General features: G+C 39.2%; 15 protein-coding genes and 1 CRISPR repeat array. Of the genes, 6 read left to right on the top strand and 9 right to left on the bottom strand.

Going from position 1 to position 17,401, the window contains the following annotated elements; all coding sequences use genetic code 11:
- Positions 1-3 precede the first annotated feature (3 nt).
- Positions 4-696, top strand: coding sequence for a HesA/MoeB/ThiF family protein (locus DW640_RS05625; protein ID WP_070750208.1), 693 nt, complete (start codon positions 4-6; stop codon positions 694-696).
- Between the two features lie 61 nt (positions 697-757).
- Positions 758-1,366: a thiamine phosphate synthase gene (locus tag DW640_RS05630; protein ID WP_008765530.1), complete on the top strand. Its 609-nt coding sequence runs from the start codon at positions 758-760 to the stop codon at positions 1,364-1,366.
- 92 nt (positions 1,367-1,458) lie between these two features.
- On the opposite strand, the gene DW640_RS05635 is transcribed toward DW640_RS05630, so the two are convergent.
- The 3 genes from DW640_RS05635 to ppdK form a co-directional block, all read right to left on the bottom strand.
- Positions 1,459-2,031 carry a porin family protein gene (locus DW640_RS05635; protein ID WP_008765529.1) on the bottom strand — a complete coding sequence of 191 codons (573 nt, stop codon included), beginning with the start codon at positions 2,029-2,031 and terminating at the stop codon, positions 1,459-1,461.
- Positions 2,032-2,220: 189 nt separating this feature from the next.
- Positions 2,221-2,736, bottom strand: a complete 516-nt coding sequence (locus tag DW640_RS05640; RefSeq protein ID WP_008761320.1) for an outer membrane beta-barrel protein — start codon at positions 2,734-2,736, stop codon at positions 2,221-2,223.
- A 258-nt stretch (positions 2,737-2,994) separates the two neighbouring features.
- Positions 2,995-5,715, bottom strand: a complete 2,721-nt coding sequence (gene ppdK, locus DW640_RS05645) for a pyruvate, phosphate dikinase (RefSeq protein ID WP_008761269.1) — start codon at positions 5,713-5,715, stop codon at positions 2,995-2,997.
- A 199-nt stretch (positions 5,716-5,914) separates the two neighbouring features.
- On the opposite strand from ppdK, the gene rlmD reads away from it, so the two are divergent.
- On the top strand, positions 5,915-7,333 hold the full coding sequence (gene rlmD, locus DW640_RS05655; RefSeq protein WP_008765522.1) for a 23S rRNA (uracil(1939)-C(5))-methyltransferase RlmD: 1,419 nt from the start codon (positions 5,915-5,917) through the stop codon (positions 7,331-7,333).
- 35 nt (positions 7,334-7,368) lie between these two features.
- Entirely contained in the window at positions 7,369-8,289 is a 921-nt protein-coding gene (locus DW640_RS05660; protein ID WP_008761267.1) for an RluA family pseudouridine synthase, read from the top strand.
- A 120-nt stretch (positions 8,290-8,409) separates the two neighbouring features.
- On the opposite strand, the gene DW640_RS05665 is transcribed toward DW640_RS05660, so the two are convergent.
- Entirely contained in the window at positions 8,410-8,811 is a 402-nt protein-coding gene (locus DW640_RS05665; RefSeq protein ID WP_008761266.1) for a hypothetical protein, read from the bottom strand.
- A 111-nt stretch (positions 8,812-8,922) separates the two neighbouring features.
- Here DW640_RS05665 and DW640_RS05670 point away from each other — a divergent pair, with 111 nt between their 5' ends.
- Positions 8,923-10,566, top strand: coding sequence for a B12-binding domain-containing radical SAM protein (locus DW640_RS05670; RefSeq protein WP_055298182.1), 1,644 nt, complete (start codon positions 8,923-8,925; stop codon positions 10,564-10,566).
- 357 nt (positions 10,567-10,923) lie between these two features.
- Positions 10,924-11,550: a DUF4858 domain-containing protein gene (locus DW640_RS05675; RefSeq protein WP_074855476.1), complete on the top strand. Its 627-nt coding sequence runs from the start codon at positions 10,924-10,926 to the stop codon at positions 11,548-11,550.
- 208 nt (positions 11,551-11,758) lie between these two features.
- A CRISPR array of direct repeats spans positions 11,759-12,936; the repeat unit is 29 nt; unit sequence GTTTCAATTCCGCAAGGTCCAATTAATAC.
- A 214-nt stretch (positions 12,937-13,150) separates the two neighbouring features.
- Here DW640_RS05675 and cas2 read toward each other — a convergent pair.
- From cas2 to DW640_RS05700, 5 genes are all read right to left on the bottom strand, one after another.
- Complete coding sequence (gene cas2 / locus DW640_RS05680; RefSeq protein ID WP_055218201.1) at positions 13,151-13,414, bottom strand: CRISPR-associated endonuclease Cas2; 264 nt, start codon at positions 13,412-13,414, stop codon at positions 13,151-13,153.
- 3 nt (positions 13,415-13,417) lie between these two features.
- Positions 13,418-14,434: a type I-B CRISPR-associated endonuclease Cas1b gene (cas1b, locus tag DW640_RS05685; protein ID WP_055218203.1), complete on the bottom strand. Its 1,017-nt coding sequence runs from the start codon at positions 14,432-14,434 to the stop codon at positions 13,418-13,420.
- The gene (gene cas4, locus DW640_RS05690; protein WP_074855473.1) at positions 14,431-14,943 is read right to left on the bottom strand and encodes a CRISPR-associated protein Cas4; all 513 of its coding nucleotides are present in this window, start codon (positions 14,941-14,943) and stop codon (positions 14,431-14,433) included. The genes cas1b and cas4 overlap by 4 nt, the downstream gene beginning before the upstream one ends.
- Before the next feature lie 62 nt (positions 14,944-15,005).
- Complete coding sequence (locus DW640_RS05695; RefSeq protein ID WP_055298174.1) at positions 15,006-16,064, bottom strand: hypothetical protein; 1,059 nt, start codon at positions 16,062-16,064, stop codon at positions 15,006-15,008.
- Positions 16,065-16,077: 13 nt separating this feature from the next.
- Positions 16,078-17,400: a hypothetical protein gene (locus tag DW640_RS05700; RefSeq protein WP_074855468.1), complete on the bottom strand. Its 1,323-nt coding sequence runs from the start codon at positions 17,398-17,400 to the stop codon at positions 16,078-16,080.
- Position 17,401 lies beyond the last annotated feature (1 nt).

Genomic DNA, 17,401 nt, shown 5'->3' on the forward strand with positions numbered 1-17,401 from the left:
ACAATGCGATATGACAGGCAAATGATCCTTCCCGAAATCGGAGAAGACGGTCAGCAGAAACTGAAACAAGCAAAGGTTCTAATTGTAGGCGTGGGAGGGCTAGGCTCTCCCATAGCCCTCTATCTGACCGGAGCAGGAGTAGGCTGCATTGGATTGGTAGACGACGATGTAGTCAGTATCAGTAATCTGCAACGGCAAGTGCTCTATTCGGAGAAAGAATTAGGTAAACCCAAGGCAATATGTGCCGCCGAACGACTTTCCGCACTAAACAGCGAGATAACTATCCGGACTTATCCAACCCGTTTGACGGAGGAAAACGCACAGGAAATTATCAGTCAGTATGATATAGTAGTAGATGGCTGCGACAACTTCTCTACCCGCTATCTTATCAACGACATCTGCGCGGAAATGGGGAAAGTGTATGTCTATGGAGCCATCTGCGGCTTTGAAGGTCAGGTATCCGTTTTCCATTACGGAGAAGAGAAAAAAAGTTATCGGGACTTATATCCGGACGAAGAAGAAATGAGACGAATGCCTCCTCCCCCCAAAGGTGTAATGGGCATTACTCCTGCGGTAACAGGAAGCATCGAAGCAACGGAAGTGCTGAAGATTATCTGTGGATTTGGCGAAGTATTATCAGGTAAACTATGGACTATTGACTTGCGCACATTGCAATCTAACAAATTTTCACTATAAACGTTGGTTTCTGAAATAGTTAATTAGTAACTTTGCTAAACTTTACAACTTTACACAGGAAATGAAACTAATTGTAGTTACCACGCCCACGTTCTTCGTTGAAGAAGATAAGATCATTACCGCTCTTTTCGAGGAGGGACTGGATATTCTACATCTCAGAAAACCTGAGACACCGGCCATGTATTCCGAACGATTACTGACGCTGATTCCGGAAAAATATCATCGCCGCATTGTGACACACGAACATTTTTATCTGAAAGAAGAGTTCAATCTGATGGGTATCCACCTGAATGCACGCAATCCGAGCGAACCGCATGACTATGCCGGACACGTCAGTTGTTCCTGCCATTCCGTAGAAGAGGTGAAGAACAGAAAGCATTTCTATGATTACATTTTCATGAGTCCCATTTACGATAGTATTTCGAAGGTTAATTACTATTCTACTTATACGGCAGAAGAACTTCGTGAGGCACAGAAAGCTAAGATCATTGACTCAAAAGTAATGGCACTTGGAGGTATTAATGAAGATAATCTACTAGAAATAAAAGATTTCGGATTTGGAGGGGCTGTTGTACTGGGGGATCTCTGGAATAAATTTGATGCCTGTCTGGATCAGAATTATCTGGCTGTGATCGAGCATTTCAAAAAGTTAAAGAAATTGGCGGACTAAGAAATATCGATTCGAATATTATATACAATCATAAATAAAGAAACCGCTGTAAGTAATCTTTTACAGCGGTTTACTTTTTAGTAATTTTCTTATCAGAATTTATATCCTAATACAATAGAAAAGTTTGTATTTTTAGGATTACCTATTTTTTCTACATCTACTAAACCAAATTGACCATCCAATCCTACAATAACCTTACCTAATTCCAAAGCTACTCCAACACCAAGACCGGCATCAAAACGTTTTAAAGCATCATCACCAAATGTATCATACTTACGTTCCGTATCATTCCCCAAATCAATTTTGGTTTTACCAGCAATACCACATGCCAAATAAGGACCAGCATTAACCACAATATTTGTATTATCCGCAACATTAAAACGAGCAGCAGCCATAACTGGTAATTCCAAATACATTGCATTTATGCTATTACCATCCTTTTTTGCTCCTTTAGTCGACAAAAACAATGATGGCTGTAATGACCAAGTATTATCAAAAGCATATTCAAAACCACCTCCAAGTTTAAAGCCAATCTTTGCATTCAAATCAGCATCACCTGTATAATTACTAATGTTCATTCCTACCTTAGCATTCCAACCTGTAATCTGTGAAAAGCCAGCAACTGAAATCAGCGCAAATAAAATAAATAAAGCACTCTTTTTCATAATTCTAAAGTTTTAATTAATACTATAGTTAAATCATCTGTTTAATTAACAATGCAAATATATGATTGATATATATATCAAACAACTTTTTCGTTAACAAACGTGTAAAATATAGAGATTACACACAAAGAAAGGGAATTCCCTATTTCAGAGAATCCCCTTTCCTATTTTTTATTATCTACTACCCGATTAGAAATTGTAGTGGAAACCAATAGACAAATCTTCGCTAGTCAACATCAGACCGAAAGAATCTCCGGAAGTGTTCACATTCTTACGATATCCCAAGAAACCATACTTGGCGATAAAAGAGAAATGATCGTTCAGTTTAACAGCGATACCCGGTCTCAAACCGATCTGACCTGCTTTAGTGGTATCACCATCTTTGATTTTCACGAAACCAATAGCAGCAGTTCCGTCCAGGAACAGACGTACAGCATCATTCTGATAGTAAGACCAACGGATGTACGGAGCAACAGTAACTGAATTTGCAGTCACTTGTTTCACATATTCGTGTGAATAGTTCAGTTCAGCACCCAATGCCCATGTTTCATTAAAATTGTAGCCGATTTCCGGAGCAACTTTAAAAGAAGTAGTGTTGCCTGTGCTGTTACGCCATACGTTCAATGATCCGCCTACGTAAATGTCCTGTGCTTTTACAGCGATAGTTGCTAACATTACAACTACCAATAATAAACCCTTTTTCATCTTCTTTCTTTTTAAGTTATAAAATAAAAACATGTTTTGTTTTCGGGGGCAAAATTAAGCTACTTCTTTATCTTAAACAAATATTTAGTTAGTTTTTTATAATAATCACCAAACAAATCATTATTAATGGCTGATTATCAGGGCTGAACAAATACAATTAAAAATAACATCATCCAACAAAAAAGGCTGTAATCATTCTCTCACGAGACGATTACAGCCCAATTATCAGAAAGTTAACTTTCTAACCAGTTTATCTTTCTATCCTTCAATTGCTGCCTGCGCCGCTGCTAATCTTGCGATAGGTACCCGGAACGGAGAGCAACTAACGTAATTCAAACCTACTCTATGGCAGAACTTCACTGAAGACGGTTCACCACCATGTTCGCCACAGATACCGCATTTCAAATCCGGACGGATAGCACGGCCCTTTTCTGTAGCCATACGTACCAACTGACCTACACCATTCTGATCGAGCACCTGGAACGGGTCTACTTTCAGAATCTTCTTTTCCAGATAAACCGGAAGGAAGGAAGCGATATCGTCACGAGAATATCCGAAGGTCATCTGAGTCAAGTCATTCGTTCCGAATGAGAAGAATTCAGCAGATGAAGCAATACGGTCAGCAGTCAGAGCTGCACGAGGAATTTCAATCATAGTACCTACTTTGAAATCAATGCTGTCGCCCACTTCTTCAAACAACTTGGCAGCCTCTTCACGAATCACCTTCTCTTGTTCCTTGAATTCATATAAAATACCGGTCAACGGAACCATGATTTCAGGATGTGTCTCTACTCCTTCTTTCTTCAGTTCAAGAGCAGCACCCAAGATAGCACGTGTCTGCATCTGAGTTATTTCAGGATATGTATTTCCCAAACGGCAACCGCGGTGACCCAACATCGGATTGTGTTCACACAGCGATTCTACACGTTGCTGGATATATTGCAGGCTTACACCCATCGTATCAGCCATTTCCTGCTGTCCCTTCGTATCATGAGGAACAAACTCATGCAAAGGAGGATCGAGCAGACGAACAGTCACCGGACAACCGGCCATTGCTTTAAAGATACCCTTAAAGTCGGCTTGCTGATACGGAAGAATCTTAGCGAGTGCTTTACGACGTCCTTCTGCATTTTCTGCCAGAATCATTTCACGCATCGCCTTGATCTTTTCACCTTCGAAGAACATATGTTCCGTACGGCAAAGACCGATACCTACTGCACCAAAGTTGCGTGCTACTTCTGCATCGTGAGGAGTATCCGCATTGGTACGTACTTGCAGACGGGTATATTTATCCGAGAGTTTCATCAAATCGGCAAAGTCTCCGGAAAGTTCGGCAGCCTGAGTTTCTACCTTACCATTATATACTTCGCCTGTACTACCGTTCAAAGAAATATAATCGCCTTCTTTCAAAACAATGCCGTCAATTTCTACTGTACGAGTCTTATAGTCGATATTCAATGCTCCTGCACCGGATACACAACATTTACCCATACCACGAGCTACCACAGCAGCATGAGAAGTCATACCACCACGAGCTGTCAGGATACCTTCGGCAACTGCCATACCGGCCAAGTCTTCCGGAGAAGTCTCGATACGTACCATTACCACTTTCTTTCCGGCAGCATGCCATTCGGCGGCATCATCAGCGAAGAATACAATCTGACCGGTTGCAGCACCCGGAGAAGCCGGAAGACCGCGAGTCAGCACTTTCGCCTGTTTCAAAGCAGATTTATCGAATACCGGGTGAAGAAGTTCATCCAGTTTGTTAGGTTCTACACGCATCAAAGCAGTCTTTTCATCAATCATGCCCTGACGGAGCAAGTCCATTGCGATTTTCACCATAGCCGCACCGGTACGTTTACCGTTACGAGTCTGCAGGAACCATAACTTACCTTCCTGCACGGTGAATTCCATGTCTTGCATATCTTTATAGTGGTTCTCCAATTTAGTCTGCAATGCATCCAGTTCCTTATAGATTTCCGGCATAGCTTCTTCCATTGAAGGAAATTTTGCAGCACGAATGTCTTCTGTCACACCTGCCAGTACAGCCCAGCGCTGAGAACCAACCTTCGTAATCTGTTGTGGAGTACGGATACCGGCTACCACATCTTCACCTTGTGCGTTGATCAGGTATTCACCGTTGAAAAGGTCTTCACCTGTACCGGCATCACGAGAGAAGCAAACTCCTGTTGCAGAAGTGTCACCCATATTACCGAATACCATAGCCTGTACGTTTACAGCTGTTCCCCATTCATCAGGTATACCTTCCATCTTACGATAAAGGATAGCACGTTCGTTCATCCATGAATCAAATACGGCACAGATAGCTCCCCAAAGTTGTTCGTAAGCACAAGTCGGGAAATCTTTTCCGGTCTGTTCTTTCACAGCGGCCTTGAACTTCTTCACAAGCTCTTGCAGGTCTGCTACTTCCAGTTCGTTATCAAGCTTTACTCCTTTTGATTCTTTTACTTCTTCAATGATTGCTTCGAACGGATCGATATCTTCCTTGTTCGTCGGCTTCATGCCCAGAACAACGTCACCGTACATCTGTACAAAACGACGATAAGAGTCCCATGCAAAACGGGCATTACCAGTCTTGCGGATGATACCTTCCACCACCTCGTCATTCAGACCCAGATTCAGAATAGTATCCATCATACCCGGCATAGACGCACGGGCACCTGAACGTACAGAAACCAACAATGGATTTTCGATATCACCGAATTTAGATTTCATCAATTCTTCTACACGGGCAATGGCCTTTACTACTTCATCTTTCAGCAACTCAACCACTTTATCACGTCCCAACGTATTATACTCCGTACAAACTTCTGTAGTTATTGTGAATCCGGGAGGAACGGGAATTCCAATTAAATTCATCTCGGCAAGATTGGCACCTTTACCACCTAACAAATTCTTCATGTCGGCCTTTCCTTCTGCCTGACCATTTCCAAAGGTATAAACTCTTTTTTTATCCATAATATTGTGTTTAAAGTTACATTATGATTTTTTTCTGTTCGCAAATCTAAGTATATTTCGCAAACCAGAAAACTTTTTGAGAAAAAACTTTCTATTAAAATGCAATTTCGACATTACAATCTGGAATATTTTCATAGACACGAAAGTTTTCCAAAAAAAATACCTACTTTTGCATCATAATTATTAGATTGGTGTAAAAGTGGCAAGAAAGAGAAAAGAACTTCCCCTGCTGGAGAAGGTAACAATAACGGATGTGGCTGCCGAAGGAAAAGCCATCGCAAAAGTAAACGACCTGGTGATTTTTGTTCCTTATGTAGTGCCAGGTGATGTTGTAGACCTGCAGATCAAGCGCAAAAAGAACAAATACGCCGAAGCCGAAGCTGTGAAATTCCACGAGCTGTCGCCCGTACGTGCCGTTCCTTTCTGCCAACACTACGGCGTATGCGGCGGTTGTAAATGGCAGGTGCTCCCCTATTCGGAACAAATCAGGTATAAGCAGAAACAAGTAGAAGACAATCTGAGACGCATCGGGAAGATCGAACTTCCGGAAATTTCACCGATTCTGGGTTCTGCCAAAACAGAGTTCTACCGGAATAAACTGGAGTTCACTTTTTCGAACAAACGCTGGCTCACGAACGATGAAGTTCGGCAGGATGTGAAGTATGATCAGATGAATGCTGTAGGTTTTCATATTCCCGGAGCTTTCGACAAAGTGCTGGCTATTGAAAAATGCTGGTTACAGGACGACATCTCCAATCGTATTCGTAATGCTGTACGCGATTATGCTTACGAGCATGATTACTCCTTCATCAATCTGCGTACTCAGGAAGGTATGTTACGGAATATGATTATCCGCACTTCATCAACAGGAGAGCTGATGGTCATTGTCATCTGCAAGATTACGGAAGACCATGAAATGGAACTATTCAAGCAACTGCTGCAGTTCATTGCCGATTCATTCCCCGAAATCACTTCTCTCCTATACATTATTAATAATAAGTGCAACGATACGATCAATGATCTGGATGTACATGTATTCAAGGGAAAAGACCATATGTTTGAAGAAATGGAAGGACTGCGTTTCAAAGTCGGTCCGAAATCATTCTATCAGACCAACTCCGAACAGGCATACAATTTATATAAGATAGCCCGCGAATTTGCCGGGCTGACCGGAAAGGAACTGGTATACGACCTATATACCGGAACGGGAACCATTGCCAATTTTGTATCCCGCCAGGCCCGTCAGGTGATTGGTATCGAGTATGTACCGGAAGCTATCGAAGACGCAAAGGTAAATGCCGAGATTAATGAGATTAAGAATGCCTTGTTCTATGCCGGAGATATGAAAGATATGCTGACTCAGGAATTTATCAATCAGCATGGACGTCCGGATGTGATTATCACCGACCCCCCACGTGCAGGTATGCATCAGGATGTGGTTGATGTTATTCTGTTTGCCGAACCGAAGCGGATTGTGTATGTAAGCTGCAACCCGGCTACGCAGGCACGCGACTTACAACTGCTTGACGGCAAATATAAAGTGAAAGCTGTGCAACCTGTAGATATGTTCCCGCATACGCATCATGTGGAAAATGTAGTGTTGCTGGAGCTTCGATAATACGTTAGTTGAATTGTTCGCAAAAGAAAAAAGAAATGGAAAAAAGACCGAGAAGAACTCCTGCAGAAAAAGCACGTGCCCAATATACGAACTATGCAGTCAAAGAGCCCATGGAACTAATGGAGTTTCTGGCTGCCAAAATGCCGGACGCAAGCCGCACGAAACTGAAGTCATTACTGAGCAAACGGGTGGTATTGGTAGATAACGTAATCACCACTCAGTTCAACTTCCCGCTGCAACCCGGAATGAAAGTACAAATCAGCAAGGAAAAAGGAAAGAAGGAATTTCATAACAGACTGCTGAAAATTGTATATGAGGACGCTTATATCATTGTAGTGGAAAAAATGCAAGGACTCTTATCTGTCAATACCGAGCGACAAAAAGAGCGCACCGCTTATACGATTCTGAATGAATATGTACAGCGCTCGGGCAGACAGCACCGTGTGTTTATCGTACATCGTCTGGACAGGGATACATCAGGATTAATGATGTTCGCAAAAGACGAAAAAACACAACGGACATTACGTGACAACTGGCATGAAATAGTGACTGACCGCCGTTATGTAGCTGTTGTTGAGGGAACAATGGAGAAGGATTATGACACTGTGGTTTCCTGGCTGACGGATAAAACTCTTTATGTAAGCTCCAGCGATTATGATGATGGTGGTTCAAAATCCATCACACACTACAAGACAATCAAACGTGCTAACGGTTATTCACTGTTAGAACTTGATCTGGAAACAGGACGTAAGAATCAGATCCGTGTACATATGCAGAATTTAGGACATCCTATTATAGGTGACGGAAGATATGGAGGCGAAGAATCGCTTAACCCAATCGGAAGACTGGCACTCCACGCCTTCAAACTTTGTTTCTATCATCCGGTGACGGGAGATTTAATGGAGTTTGAGACACCTTATCCGGGAGAGTTTAAGAAGTTGTTCCTGAAGAAATAAAATAATAAAAATTCCCCTTATTTGCTGACAACTCTGTACATAGATTAGCCTTCAATAAGGGGAACTTTTATAAAAAAATCGATATTTTTTCCAATTCCACAATTCTTTTTTAGATCTTCACTAATTACTCATTTCTAAAGTAACGGTTCCTTGATCTATATTATTTGAATACAAACGCCCTGTAAGATATCGGCCTTCAACATAAACATCTGCTAATATTAATAAAGGATAGCCATTACCATAATCCAAGAATAAATCTCCATCTTCAATCCACCAGCGGACATCTAAAACAGCCGCTACTCTATCCCAATCATAATACCATTGTTCATCTACACCAAAACCATTACTCTTAAAGGTTATTCCACTTTCCACCGGACTATTATCTACCCAAAATCCTAAATCACCAACCCATGTACGCCCTACTATGTGATCAAATATAGTTTCATCATCTTCGCACGAAGTAAAGCCGACCAATAAAGTCAGCAACATGAGAACACCTACGTATTTTTTCAAATTCTTCATAATTTTCTAGTTTATTGCGTTTATTATTGCAAAATTAGCGTTTTTATTTTACTATATGCCTTAAGATGCAAGTTTTTTGTACCTTTGTCCCACTAATAGTAAAATTTACACATGAAACTTCTTTGGCTTGATTTAAATAGCTCCTATGCGCACTCATCGCTGGCATTGCCTGCATTACATGCTCAAATAGCAGATGACACTACCATTGAGTGGTGTACAGTATCGGCAACCATCAACGAAAATACCGGAATGGTAGTCAACCAAATCTATCACCATCAACCGGATATTATTGCTGCTACCAACTGGCTATTTAATCACGAGCAACTGTTGCATATCGTTTCACGTGCTAAAGCTTTGCTACCTCATTGCTGCATCGTACTCGGCGGTCCGGAGTTTTTAGGAAATAACGAAGCCTTCTTAAGAAAGAACAAATTTGTCAACGGAGTGTTTCGGGGAGAAGGAGAAGAAGTATTCCCAATTTGGTTAAAAGTATGGAATCACCCTGTAAATGAGTGGAATCAGATATCCGGATTATGTTATCTGGACGAATCAGACCAATATCAAGACAACGGTATTGCCCGTGTCATGAACTTCTCTCAGCTCGTCTCACCGGAGAAAAGTCGTTTTTTTAATTGGAGCAAGCCTTTCGTACAACTGGAAACTACCCGAGGATGCTTCAACACATGCGCTTTCTGCGTCAGCGGAGGTGAGAAACCGGTTCGCACCATTTCATTGGAGGCAATCCGCGAACGACTGAATGTTATCCATCAGCATGGCATCAAAAATGTGCGTGTACTCGACCGCACTTTCAACTATAATAATAAGCGAGCCAAAGAACTTCTTCACCTCTTCCGTGAATATGCCCCGGACATCTGTTTCCATTTGGAAATTCACCCGGCACTTCTCTCCGAAGAATTAAAAGAAGAACTCGCTATTTTACCTAATGGTTTGCTACACCTCGAAGCAGGTATTCAAAGCCTTCGTGAACCCGTATTAGAGAAAAGCCGACGTATCGGAAAATTATCTGATGCCCTTCAAGGTCTGAAATATCTTTGTTCCCTTAAGAACATGGAGACACATGCTGACTTAATAGCCGGTCTTCCTCTCTATCACCTATCCGAAATATTTGAAGACGTTCGTACACTTGCCGAATATGGTGCAGGGGAAATACAACTGGAATCATTAAAATTACTTCCCGGCACGGAAATGCGAAGAAGGGCGGAAGAGTTAGGCATCCAATACTCTCCTCTCCCTCCCTACGAAGTTTTGCAGACTAAAAAAATTTCCGTAGAAGAATTGCAAACCGCCCACTATCTGTCCCGTCTTTTAGACGGATTCTATAATACACCTACATGGCGAAGTCTGACTCGTACCCTCATTTTGGATAATCCGCATTTCCTGCACGAGTTACTTGACCATCTAATACAGACAGATGTCATCGACACTCCTTTGAGTCTGGAAAAAAGGGGACTTATCCTCTATAATTTCTGCAAGAATCATTATCCCGATTACGTGACACAAGTCAGTATTGCATGGATAGAAGCCGGTATGTCGTTAAAGAAAATCCCCGCTGAAAAAGTAAAGACAAAACGCCAAGTTCCTCCCGATAATTGGGAAATTATATATGGCTCATATCGTGAGAACCTCCGGTTATGTTTTCTTCCTATTGACGAAGAAGGACATGGCTATTGGTTCGGATTTGAATCGGAGATTCAGAAGATAGAACCGGTATTTAAAGCAAAAAGATTATCTTAAATACAAAACATTAAAGAATGATAACAAGAACTATGAGTCCTACAATGCTCAGAAAAAAAGTGGTTGTAATTATAACATCTATATTTTTTCACCTCATTTTTTCTCTCGATATCATTCAAGATTTATGAAAGATGAACCAATCAAGAAACTAGAACTTATCACTCAATACATAAAAAAACAGCTATATAGGTTTTGTTTCCATAGGTGCGACTGGACACGATAAATGTGCTTAATACACCTATACAAAAAAAGAAAAGTATTCTCATATTATGTGAAATACCCATTATTTATTGATTACATAAAGCAGCATTTTCACTTTTTCGTCGTCCATATAATTAAACTTAACTAGCACATTATATGAACGTTTATAAATATCGTTTAAGCACTCTTTGTCTGATATTACTTCCTTTATCCGTAACAGGACAAGAGTGGAGCAAACAAGATTCATTGAGGCTACAGCAAGCATTAAATTCTGAGCAAGAAATCAGAATCAATAAGGAATTCGTAAAGAAGACAGAACAAAACATGTTATATCATACAAAACCCTTTGTTGACTTTGATCCAACATTACCGACTCTTAAATCAACAATCATATCTCCGAAATTACCTTTTCATACTCATAACATCTTTCGACAGACCAATTCTACTTTCTTACCCACTTATTCACGGCTCAAAATAAACAAAAATTTCACTCTGCATAGTAAAAGTAACTTTAGTGAAAGTTCAAACCACTTTCATATCCAAACTCAAATGGATTATAAGCTCTCTAAAAAATGGTTTCTTAGCATATATGGTAAACAAAATCTGGACACCCGAAAATACCGCGGACTTTCCTCTGAAGCAATACCCACCACACTAGGCAGCGACATTGTTTTAAAAGTAGGTAAAGGCTGGAAATTGAAAACCGGCGTACAATATCAATACAACACCATACAAAAAAGATGGGAATGGGTGCCTCAGATCAGTATTTCTTATGAATGGTAAAAATCTTTTTTATTATTATTCAAACTACAATAAAATAAATAAAATCAAAGACTGACATTATTATTCTATAAAACTACATTTCAAGAATCAGTATATAATTGAAGTCACCTTCATGTATAAAATAATATCGAAAATAAAGCACTCTAGCCAGTTAAAGTCTTTTTCATTAGTATCAGAATAGCAATCAATCAAAAAAACGAAATCACAAGTTTTAATTCCACAAGGCCCAATTAATACTTATAGAAAACACTATCACACTCTTTTCTAAAAGACGTTTCAATTCCGCAAGGTCCAATTAATACAGATCACCCTTGACGGATTCGGAGTTTCTGTGTTGTTTCAATTCCGCAAGGTCCAATTAATACGGAGTTGCGTTAAGGATTTTGGCTAATACTTCTGGGTTTCAATTCCGCAAGGTCCAATTAATACAGATTGTGGACTGCGTGCAAAACCATCCATCCATTGTTTCAATTCTGCAAGGTCCAATTAATACTACGATGTAAAGGATGCGAAGGAACTGAAAACGCGTTTCAATTCCGCAAGGTCCAATTAATACTGTTTTCGTCCAGCGAAGTAGCATCCACCCAGAGACGTTTCAATTCCGCAAGGTCCAATTAATACCTTAATGAGATGGGGGAGAAGTATAGTTCCAACTGTGTTTCAATTCCGCAAGGTCCAATTAATACAATACACGATTACCGTATCTGCCAGTCCAACGGCGTTTCAATTCCGCAAGGTCCAATTAATACAGGCTTACGTCTGCAAAGATGTAATTAAATTTAGTGTTTCAATTCCGCAAGGTCCAATTAATACTTCGCTTGCGGATGAGAAAAAACGTAATGTTAATTGTTTCAATTCCGCAAGGTCCAATTAATACCTTGTTGGTATGCTTCATCGAAGGGTGTTCGATTGTGTTTCAATTCCGCAAGGTCCAATTAATACCCATGCGCCATCCTGGTATACGTAGCATTTCTTGTGTTTCAATTCCGCAAGGTCCAATTAATACCCCGACATCCAACGAATACGTTAATGAATACATGTTTCAATTCCGCAAGGTCCAATTAATACCATTAGGTCAGAATGGATATGCTAAGTTTAACAAGTTTCAATTCCGCAAGGTCCAATTAATACATAATCATGAAAGAAACATCTATAACCTTTACGAGTTTCAATTCCGCAAGGTCCAATTAATACCGGATATACGAGGAGTTAGAGGAAAAGTAGATTAGTTTCAATTCCGCAAGGTCCAATTAATACTTCTTGGACTGCTGCGTAATGAGCATACAGATTCCTGTTTCAATTCCGCAAGGTCCAATTAATACATCATTGCTTATATAAAAGATGAAAAGAATCCTTAGTTTCAATTCCGCAAGGTCCAATTAATACTCTCTCATCAATCCAACAATCACCATTATAAATGAGTAAGTTACAATTCTAAAAAAGTTTTTTTAAAAGAACAAAACAGTGTCGATCCCCAAAAGTATAAAAAGTACTGGAGATCGACACTACACTTATATTGCTGTAAATCAACAAGTCAAAGAGCTCTTAAAAAGTATCTTCCCTGGGAAGGAAGCTAGTATTAGAATCATCGACAACTAAGTTACAGAAAATTATCTATACTACACCGTTCTTTCCCTACTATTTCTTTTTCCAAAGAGCTATGATTAGGTCCTTTGAAAACAATGATACTATCTTCAGATTCATCTATAAACTTTTTAGCTGAAGATAAGAGTTCTTTTAAGCGTACTTCAGATATTTCACCTTCAAAAACAGAATTCTGTATCCAGTTTAAATATTTACGACACAGTTTCAACATTTTAGCTACTCTTCTCTCTCCGCAATCATATACTAAAATGACATACATACTCTACCAATACATCTTAAAAGGTTTATACTCTTCAATTTCCAGTAAGTGTTTTGCCAACTTATAACACTCCAATTTTATCAAATGTCTATAACTTACATTACGATTCAAAGTCCGATGCTTTATTGTTTCTAATAATTTATCTTCTACAGCCTTCACAAATATCTTTTTCCCAGATTGATTAAGCAAGCATTTATTCAACTTTCTATCAAAATGTTTTTCCTGAATTTCTTTCTTATTCAATACTTTAAAAATAACCCTATCAATAATTACAGGTTTAAAAACCTCTGCAATATCCAATGCCAAGGAATAACGTCGCTCACCCGGAGTATGCAAAAAACTAATAGTCGGATTCAACTGAGTCTGATGAATTGCACGCAAACATAAAGTATAGCACATCATATTTCCAAAAGATATCAGTGCATTTACTTCATTCTGAGGAGGCTGTTTGGTTCGGCTACCCATTTCAAAATCATTTAATATCAAGTTAAAAGCATCATAATAGGTCTGACGAATCATGCCTTCCGTCCCCATCAGCTCTTGTACAGAAACAGTTTGAGGAAGTTTTGCTGCATATCCTTTTATTATATCAATTATATCTTCCACGTCCTTCCCCCGGCGATTATAATACTGCAGATTCTTAATCATATTATAAGCGGCAGATTCTATAAATTTCTGAGCAATCAAAAGTCGTTTTTTCTTATTCTGAAAAGCAGATGTTTGTGCTAAAAGCATTCTGCCACTCAACAAGGAATCTTTAGGCATAAAGGATCCAGTATAATTCTCATAATAATCGAAAAAATGTACAGCAATATCTTTCTGTCCTAAAAAATTAAATAGCGAACTATTAGCTCGCAAAGAACCGAAAACATAAAACTCATTAATATCCTCGACAGGTAAGTATCGCGGTGCCCCGACAGACTCTTCGCCATTACCATCTTCAACGACCGGAGTAAATTTCAGAGTATTATCTTTTCGTTCTAATTGTCCCGGATTAAATAAATAATATGTTTTCTTCATTCTTCTTCCTCTCCACTATAACAAAAATCTAAGTAACTACAATTTTTACATACCCTCTTCTTTTCCAACGATGGACAAGAATCCGATTCTATTATCTGCAAAATATCATGTTCCATTTCGCAAATCATTTCACGGTCAATATCACTAAGATATATCAGATCTTTTTTGCGTAAAACCGGATATTCTAATATTCCGGTTACTCCTTTCATTCCATTCTGCTCAAATATGTATATATAATATTTCAACTGCCATTCATGAGCCCGTTCTATCTTGTCTGACTTTTTGATCTCATGAATTATCTTATTTCCGGTATCATAATAATCAACTTTAATGCCATCTATCTCAACTTCTTCATACTTGGCCGAACGCTGTGGATATGATTCCTCATGAATCAGTTTCCCCTCATAGACTAAATCTGAAGTATGTTCCATTGTTATACCATTAGCAAACAACCAAAGTTTACGTTTACAAACTTGATAATAATTAAAATGAGTACCAGTTACTTTCATCTTCTACCTATATTTTGAAAATCAGGCAGAGTAAAATGCTCTGCCTAAAAATATAAAGAGTATTATTTCTGATTTTCGTAATCAAAAGCAGATAGTAATTCTATCAAACGTTCTTCCGCTTTCTGTAATGCATCTGCAGATTCTGTTTCAGTCACCATATATCCGGAACACGGCAGGGTTACAAACAACTCTGCTCCGGCCGTTTCATCCACCATGGGCTTAGCTTTTGTTTTTTCCGAATCATCAATTAATTTAGCACGTATAGCTCCAGCCAAAGTATTCGCATTATCACTAATTGCAATAGCTAATGTTTCCATCAGACTGAACGTCCTTGATTGATTACTGGAAATCCGCCAATTGATTAAAGCCTTTGCTATAGCTGGTATTGCTTTATCCCGACTCTCTTTAGGCATAATTAAACACTCTCCAAATATATTTCGGGAACTTATCCATCCTTTCCCTTTCAATTCTTCTATTTTCTCCTTTGTCAATTCCGGTTCCATTTGATTGACAGAAACAGCAAACAAGGTTCGTAAATCAATGGCTACGTCATAAACAAACAATCCGGTAGCTCTTGCGTTATCAGGAATCCATTTACGATATAAACTTCTATCCGTACCTGCCAATAATTCTTCAACTGCCTCTTCGGACATAGGTTTACCTGATGCGTCTCTTACAACAACCTTATGAATTTCAGGTTTGTCACTCCGATCAAAGGTTGCATTCTCTGAAAATCGTCCTCCTAACAAAGGATGAAGCAGGCGCATTGCAGAAATAGAAAATGGGCTTCTTCTTTTAAGAGTTCTCTCCTTCCCTCCCTTGGCAGCTCTCATCCAACCTCCAAGAAGTTGGTCATAGTACTGAGGATCGCAAAGCGAAAGAACTTCTCCTTCTCCTAAAGCTCCCTTATTGTTCACATCAAAAACAAAAGTTACCGAAGAAGGATCTACTTGCAATTCGCTGTTTATAGTATCTAAGATACTCCTTTTCACTTGTTGACCACTAGAAAAAGGCACCCGCACATTGAATACAGGATCCCAATATGATTTTTGACCACTCTCTACACAAAATACGGACAGGTCTACATGACGCAATCCCCTCAAATAAATGTAAGGTTTCATAGTAATAATATTTTTATTTATTCAGTAATGCATATTGAAATCTAATGAGCGTATTAAAATATGGAAAATTATCCTTTGGCATCATATTTACCATTTTGCCCATATTTTCATATCCAGTTCTTTCTTCTTCATCTTTTACAATAGGTATAAGATTCAAAAGAAACTGTTTTGTCGAAACAGATTCAAGCAATTGATTAACATTATTTGTTCTATCCTTTCTGCCCTTTCCGGCACCTGCTTCATATTTTAAAAGCAGTTCTGCAAATTCACGGGACATATCCCATAGTTTTTCGTTGTTCAACATGGCTAATATCCAAATTAAGTAAGTATTAAACGTTATTTTTTGTTCCTCGTCACCTTTATATGAGATCTTTTTCATGCCTTTTTCTGTCGGAAAAAAAGCTCTAAGTCCTTTAGGTTCCATAGCAGGTATCCCGATACATCCGGCTTGACACGCTGCCCTAAGCCCTATGGCAGTTCCATATAATGCCTCTACCTTCTTCCGGTTTTGCATCCATACAGATTCACCAAATATCTTTGCATACAATTGACTGGGCCGTATGATATCTTGAAGTTTAAAAGGAATAAAACCAACGGTAGTGTTTGTCTGTCCGATACTATACAGATATCCCACCATATTTGACGTCCGATTATTCCGGGCAATCCCTGCAATTACCTCCGCCCAGGGAACCGTCTGCAAATTGAACAATCCATCGCTCATCGGCACCAAAGGATTAAAATTCATCAACGGATCATCCGAATCATATTCCCGGTCATAACGTTGTGAGATCCAGCGTCCATTCCATGTATTTATCTGGTTCCCTTTCAATAAAGGATTTTTCTCCAAATATTGTCGATAATAATGCCAACCTTCAAATATATCCAATAGGATTTGCTCATGATTAAAGAGAATGGTTAATCCACCTACAACCCCAATTCCAAGTCCGGCACCAATCCACGAAAGATAAATATCTTCTTTGTTATCAGGAAAAGCGATGCTTGAAATTTGTCCGGTAGTGGCAGCTGTAGCATCAACAACTCCATAGCCGATAGCAATACTTGCATCAGCCTTCTCTGTTTCAATCTTATGAATCATTTTATTGATTCTCTCTTGTCTACGCTCCGGAGTCTCAAAAGGCTTTTTCCCTTTAATCATATCATCCCAACTTAACTTGGGATTCTCCAGTGGAGAATTACCGGCAGTCATCATATATTTATGATGATCAAAAAATAACGGCACAAACACGTCTTCAAAAAAAGACTTTGCTGTATATTCTGTTTTAAACTTACAATTATAAGCTTTTAAAAATGTGCGTCCTATAGTTGTTGCATACATA

The sequence above is a fragment of the Bacteroides sp. AM23-12 genome, assembly GCF_003434395.1.
GTDB lineage: Bacteria > Bacteroidota > Bacteroidia > Bacteroidales > Bacteroidaceae > Bacteroides > Bacteroides thetaiotaomicron.